The 6,060-nt window shown below is 69.6% G+C and carries 8 protein-coding genes and 1 pseudogene; 4 read left to right on the plus strand and 5 right to left on the minus strand.

Features of this window, described 5'->3' with window-relative positions; genetic code table 11:
- On the plus strand, positions 1-468 hold a 468-nt coding region (locus AC1Q49_RS15895; RefSeq protein WP_492493361.1), incomplete at its 5' end, for a YceI family protein.
- On the opposite strand, the gene AC1Q49_RS15900 is transcribed toward AC1Q49_RS15895, so the two are convergent.
- The 3 genes from AC1Q49_RS15900 to AC1Q49_RS15910 form a co-directional block, all read right to left on the minus strand.
- Positions 434-1,402, minus strand: a complete 969-nt coding sequence (locus tag AC1Q49_RS15900) for a DMT family transporter (RefSeq protein ID WP_492493368.1) — start codon at positions 1,400-1,402, stop codon at positions 434-436. The genes AC1Q49_RS15895 and AC1Q49_RS15900 overlap by 35 nt on opposite strands.
- Positions 1,403-1,586: 184 nt before the next feature.
- The gene (locus AC1Q49_RS15905; protein ID WP_060959453.1) at positions 1,587-2,885 is read right to left on the minus strand and encodes an MFS transporter; all 1,299 of its coding nucleotides are present in this window, start codon (positions 2,883-2,885) and stop codon (positions 1,587-1,589) included.
- Positions 2,882-3,103, minus strand: coding sequence for a DUF167 domain-containing protein (locus AC1Q49_RS15910; protein WP_060959454.1), 222 nt, complete (start codon positions 3,101-3,103; stop codon positions 2,882-2,884). Before AC1Q49_RS15910 ends, AC1Q49_RS15905 begins: the two co-directional genes overlap by 4 nt.
- Positions 3,104-3,239: 136 nt before the next feature.
- On the opposite strand from AC1Q49_RS15910, the gene rpsO reads away from it, so the two are divergent.
- The 3 genes from rpsO to AC1Q49_RS15925 all read left to right on the plus strand — a co-directional run bounded on the left by rpsO (position 3,240) and on the right by AC1Q49_RS15925 (position 4,761).
- Positions 3,240-3,509 (plus strand): 30S ribosomal protein S15, encoded by a 270-nt coding sequence (rpsO, locus tag AC1Q49_RS15915; RefSeq protein ID WP_005048780.1) that lies wholly within the window; start codon positions 3,240-3,242, stop codon positions 3,507-3,509.
- A 57-nt stretch (positions 3,510-3,566) separates the two neighbouring features.
- Positions 3,567-4,271 carry a hypothetical protein gene (locus AC1Q49_RS15920; RefSeq protein WP_492493365.1) on the plus strand — a complete coding sequence of 235 codons (705 nt, stop codon included), beginning with the start codon at positions 3,567-3,569 and terminating at the stop codon, positions 4,269-4,271.
- 79 nt (positions 4,272-4,350) lie between these two features.
- Positions 4,351-4,761: a GNAT family N-acetyltransferase gene (locus tag AC1Q49_RS15925; RefSeq protein WP_157553764.1), complete on the plus strand. Its 411-nt coding sequence runs from the start codon at positions 4,351-4,353 to the stop codon at positions 4,759-4,761.
- Here AC1Q49_RS15925 and AC1Q49_RS15930 read toward each other — a convergent pair.
- Both AC1Q49_RS15930 and AC1Q49_RS15935 read right to left on the minus strand, forming a co-directional pair.
- Complete coding sequence (locus AC1Q49_RS15930; protein WP_191008796.1) at positions 4,758-5,768, minus strand: isopenicillin N synthase family dioxygenase; 1,011 nt, start codon at positions 5,766-5,768, stop codon at positions 4,758-4,760. The two genes, AC1Q49_RS15925 and AC1Q49_RS15930, sit on opposite strands and share 4 nt — an antisense overlap.
- A 52-nt stretch (positions 5,769-5,820) precedes the next feature.
- Positions 5,821-6,060: pseudogene (locus AC1Q49_RS15935) on the minus strand (acyltransferase family protein); the annotation flags it as partial.

A 6,060-nucleotide genomic window follows, 5' to 3' on the forward strand; every position in this document is an offset into this window, starting at 1 on the left:
CACATGATGATCTCGAAGGTCCGCGGCGTGTTCGGCCTGAAGAGCGCCACCATCGAGGCGCCCGAGAACCCCCTGGACGCCAAGGTCACCGCGACCGTCGACGTCGCCTCGATCAACACCAACGACGAGAACCGCGACAACCACCTGCGCAGCGCCGACTTCTTCGACGTCGCCCAGTTCCCGACCATCGAGTTCGTCTCGACCGGTGTCCGTCTCGACGGCGGCGACTTCCTCGTCGACGGCGACCTGACGATGCACGGCGTCACGAAGCCGGTCACCTTCACCCTCGAGTTCGGCGGGTTCGGAACCGACCCGTACGGCAACTACAAGGCCGGTGCGACGGCGACCGGTGTCATCAACCGCGAGGACTTCGGCCTGACCTGGAACGCCGCCCTCGAGACCGGCGGCGTCCTCGTCGGTAAGGACGTGACCATCACGCTCGATCTGCAGGGCGCGCTGCAGGCCTGATCCGATCCGATCGACGGCGGTCGTCCCCGGCATCCCGGGGCGGCCGCCGTCGTGGCATCCGCAGCCGGTTCTGCGCCAGGAGGATGCCGAGGAAGACGACCGCCGCACCGACCGGCTCGTGCCAGCTGACCTCTTCGCCGAGCACGAGCACGCCGAGTGCGACGCCGACCACGGGGGTGATGTAGGTCACGGTGGAGGCCGCCGTCGGCCCCCAGGCGCGCAGCGTGTTCTGGTTCCAGATGTAGGCGACCCCCGTGCCGAGACATCCCAGCAGGACCATGCTCCCCACGATCCAGGGATCGAGGGTGACGGGCGAGAGCGCGATCGCCGGGGCGATGAGCGTCATGAGGACGGCCGCGATACCGATGTTGACGAACGAGAAGGCGAGGGGCGTCATCCCCGAGTCGCGGAGGAAGCGCCGCATGTAGGCGAGGCTGAACCCGTAGCACGCCGTCGCGCCGAGCAGGGCGAGCTGTGCCACGAGGCTGTGCGTGAGATCGAGCCCCGTCCACGGCGCGATGATCACCACGACGCCCGCGATGCCCACGACGATCCCGGTGATCTGGACGGGCTTCAGCCGTTCGACCCGGAACACGGCGGCCGCCATCACGGCCGTCATGATCGGCGTGGTCGCGTTGTAGATGCTGCCCAGACCCGAGGAGACGTGCTGCTCCGCCCAGGAGAAGAGCAGGAACGGCACGACGCAGAAGCTCACCGCGAGCACCGTCATGTGGCCCCAGACGCGCGCGCCCGCGCCGCGGACGGCCGGCAGGCGGTCTCGACGGGCGAGGACGAAGAGCCCGAGGGTGAGCGCGCCCAGCACGAGCCGCCCCCACGCGACCTGCGCGGGGGAGATCCCCTCGAGGGCGACCTTCATGAACAGGAAGCTCGAGCCCCAGATGACGCCGACCAGCACGAACTGCACGGCGATCACCGACGAGGCGGGCCCTGCCCCGGGGCGCGGTGCGGCCACGGCGGCGGCGGGCGTGGAGACGGTCACGCGGCGACTCTAGCCGCGGCATCCGACGTCGGGACGGGTCCGCGAGCGCGACGTCCGAAACCCGCCGACGGCTGGCAGGAATGCGACGGCGCACCTCGCGCCCGCTCGGGCGCTGCGCTCAGGCGAGGGGGTTCTCGGCGTCGTACGCGCGGAAGCGGGGGCTCAACCGCGCGAGCGTCGCGACGATCGCGATGATCAGGATGCCGCCGACCAGCGGCGGGAACCACAGGGTCGTGATCGTCGCCAGCGTGCCCGCGTAGAGCGCGCCGACGCGCGGACCGCCCGCGACGACGACGATGAAGATCCCCTGGAGCCTTCCGCGCACGGCGTCCGGAACGGCGGCCTGGAGCATCGTCGAACGGTAGATCGCGCTCACGTTGTCGGCGGCGCCGGCCACCGCGAGCGCGACGCAGGCGGCGACGATCATCGGCACGTTCGCGTGCTCGGCATCCACCGTCGCCGGTGCGCCCAGCCCCACCGCCGCCAGCAGCAGCGCCAGGGCGAAGGCGCCGATGGCCCCGCCGTACACCTCGATCGCCCGCGTGATGCCGCGCCCGTGCCAGCGGTAGCCGCCGACCCGTCCGGAGAACAGGCTCGACAGGAAGGCGCCGGCCGCGATGGCGGCGGTGAGGGCTCCGGCCGTCACCGGTCCGCCGCCGAGCAGCACCATGCCCAGGGCGGGGAACAGCGCCAAGGGCTGTCCGAACGTCATCGCGACGATGTCCATGACGAACTGCAGCCGGATGTTCGGGGCGCGCTTCAGGAAGGCGATGCCGTCCTTCAACGACTCCAAGCCGGGTCGTACCGTCTCGCCCTCCGGTCGCATCGTCGGCAGCGTCCACAGGCCCAGGAACAGGCTCAGCATCAGGACGACGTCGAGCGAGTACGTCCACGCGTAGCCCGTGGTGGCCACCAGCACACCGGCCAGCGCGGGCCCGGCCATCACCATGATGCCGACCGTCACCCCCTGCAGCGCCGCGGCGGAGGGCAGCAGCTCGCGGGGGAGCAGGCGGGGGATGATGGCGGATCGGCTCGCCATCACGATCGAGTTCGCCGCCGAGTTGACGACGCTGAGCACGTAGAGCGACCAGACCGCCTCCTGCTGCGTCCACGCGAGGACCGCGAGCAGCAGGGTCGAGACGAAGGTGACCGTCGCCGCGGTGAGCGCGACCGTGCGCCGATCGAAGGCGTCGGCCAGCATTCCGCCGTAGATCCCGGCGAGCACCATGGGCACCAGTCCCGCCACCGCGATCATCGACACCGCGAAGGTCGATCCGGTCAGCGCGTACATGTGCAGCATGACGGCCATGATCGTCAGCTGCCCGCCGAGGCCCGACAGCGTCGACCCGATCCACAGACGGGCGAAGGCCGGGCTCCGCCGGAACGGCGTGAGATCGATCAGATGGCCGCCGCTCACCGGTCGACCTCGACGCGCTTGTGGCGCGAGGCGTGTCCACGGAGGATCGTCACGTCGCGCGGCGGGACACCGAAGTGGGCCGCGAGGGCCCGCACGACGCCGTCGTTGGCCGCGCCGTCCACGGCGCGCTCGCGCACGAAGACCGTGAGGCCCTCGGCATCCTGCTCGACGAGGGGGCCCTTGCGGCTGCCGGGCTTGACGTGGACGGAGAACTGCACGTGACCGAGCCTACGAGTTTCCGCGACGGCGTCGGCGCTGGTAGACTCCTGAGGTTGCCGTTCGATCGGCCGCGGAGAAAGAGAGCCCACGCATCAGGCGTCGGGCGCCGCGCAACGAAGAGGAAGGGGATCACCTATGGCACTGGAAGCAGACGTCAAGAAGGCGATCATCGAAGAGTACGCGACGCACCCCGGTGACACCGGATCCCCCGAGGTGCAGGTCGCGATGCTGACGCAGCGCATCAAGGACCTCACCGAGCACCTCAAGGAGCACAAGCACGACCACCACTCGCGTCGTGGGCTGTTCCTGCTCGTCGGTCAGCGTCGTCGCCTGCTGGGTTACCTGCAGGACATCGACATCAACCGTTACCGCTCGCTCATCGAGCGTCTCGGTCTGCGCCGCTAAGGCTTCGCGCCCCCGCGTTCAATCGCGCAAAACATTCTTGGAGAGCCTCCCCACGGTGTGGGGAGGCTCTCGTCATTCCCCGGCCCGATCCGCTCCTCGTATGCTGATGCCACATCGAGAGGGGGTCGTACCGTGCACACCCGCAGGCGCACCAAGATCATCGGGATTCTGTTCGTCGTCGCGGCATCGGCCTCGATCATCCTGTTCGTCGCGATGCCCGACTCGGTCTTGCAGCAGGCGCTCGCCGCCGCAGCCACCGTCTTCGCCGCGGTGGCCATCTGGTTTCAGATCAAGGCCGAGAAGGACGTCGCGATCGGTGAGTTCATCATGAACCTCAACAACAGCTTCAACGACAACGCCTCCATCGGGAGGGTGTACGGACGGCTGGTCCGGGAGAAGCGGCTCTCGGACCGCGATCAATACGACGCGATGGTGTACCTCACGTTCTTCGAAACCTGTTACCTCTTGCACGCTCGCCGGGTCGTGGATATCGCGCTCCTGGATGATCTGTTCGGATACCGCTTCTTCGTCGCGATGCACAATCCCGACATCCAGCGCATCGAGCTCATTCCCGATCGCTACAGCTACCGGAACCTCATCACCCTGTACGACATCTGGCGCGACCACGTACGGGCGCAGGGGCGGTGGGACGAGTACGCGTCATCGACCGAACTGGAAGCGGCGTTGGGTGCGGAGTACGGCGAACTCCTGCACTCGGCCGCGGGTCGACGGAAGGGTGTTCGACGTGGTTCAGCTGCGTAGGCCGCATCCTGACGAGGCTCCGACGATCCATCGGCTGCTCGAGGAGGCCTCGAGGACCGAACCCGAGGGTCGTTTCATCGTGGATCCGCTCGACGTCGTCGCGCGTCACCTTGGCGGCCCGGACGGGTTCACGGTGGTCGCCGGCGACGGCGATCTCGTCGTCGCCGCGATGATTGTGCGGTTTCCTCGGGACGCCGAGGACAACCTGGCACGCGGTCTCGGATACGACGATGCGACCGTCTTGGCGGCTGCGCACATCGAGTCGGTTGCGGTCGCACCGTCGTACCGCGGCCGTGGACTGCAGCGGGCACTCCTGAGCTCTGTCGAGGAGGAACTCGTCCGTGACCACGTTCCCGTCGCGTTGGCGACGGTGTCGCCTGACAACGAGCCGAGTCGTCGCAACTTCCTGAAGGCCGGCTACGTCGACCTGGCACGCCGCAAGATGTACGGCGGTGTGGATCGGATCATCATCGGCAAGCAGCTCTCCTAGGCGCGAGCGGCCAGCAGGTCGGCGTGCCAGCGCTCGGCCACGTCGGGGTGCGCCCGCAGCCGGGACTTCAGGGCGTTCTCGCCGTAGAGGGCGTGGATGGGGTTCGTGGGGTCCTGCGTGACGCCGCGCGCCTGTGCGGCGAGCTCGGGGGGCAGCTCGATGAGCGGGAGCCGGGCGTCGAGGGCCGGGTTGAAGAAGAACGGCACCGAGATGCGATCCTCGGGCGCGCGCGGCGATACGACGCGGTGGTTCGTCGCGATGAGGTAGCCGCCGGTCGCGTACTCGAGCATCTCGCCGATGTTGACCACGAACGCCCCCGGCACCGGGGGCGCATCCACCCATTCGCCGTCGCGCTCGACCTGCAGGCCGCCCTTGCCGGGCTCGACCCACAGCAGCGTGAGGACGCCCGAGTCCTTGTGGGCGCCGACGCCCTGGGCCGGCTCGGGCGCGCTCGAGCCGGGGTAGCGGACGATCTTGAGCAGTGTCGACGGTTCGCCGAAGTGGTCGTCGAAGTAGTCCTCGGGCGCGCCCAGGGCCAGAGCCCACGCGCGCAGCAGCCGCCGGGCGACGCCCGTCAGATGCTCCTGCCAGGCCGACGCGACCTCGCGCAGCTCGGGCTGCGCCGCGGGCCACAGGTTCGGCCCGATGAGCCGTGCGAACGCCGGGGCGTCCGGGTCGTCGACGACATCGCGCTCGGGTCCGATGTCGATCTGCTCGCGCCAGTCGACCTTGCCCTGCGTGCGCTCGCCGCCGATGCGCGTGTAGCCGCGGAAGTGTGCACTGGTGACGTTCTCGATCGCGAGCTTGTCGGCATCCGGGAGGGCGAAGAAGTCCCGCGCGGCGCGGTGCAGCCGTGCTTCCAGCTCGCCGTCGACGCCCGTGCCGGTGAGGTAGAAGAACCCGACGTCGTGGGTCGCCGCCCGCAACTGCTCGCGGAAGAGGGCGGCCTGTTCGGGGCCGGCGTCGAGGAGGGCGAAATCGAGCACGGGCAGGTTCAGGTCGCTCATGAAGGCGAGGGTAGGCGGATGCCGACACCCGCGCGCGCTGTGTTGCGCCCGGTTACCGCTCGGGCTCGCGGTGCGGTCGCGGCCGCGGGTCCTGACGGGGCCGGCGCGAGCCGGTGGGGTCGGAGCGATGGCCTTCGCGCCCGGCCAGCGTCGGGTCGGCGAACAGCCAGCGGGGGCGCGGCTCGACGAGCGGCCGGAAGACCGTGCGCACGGGCCGCGTCGCGAGGCCGAGCGCGATGACGACCGACAGGACGACCAGCGTCGGCAGCCAGAGCCACGTCGGCTCGGCGCT

The organism is Microbacterium sp. MPR-TSA4 (assembly GCF_058792815.1).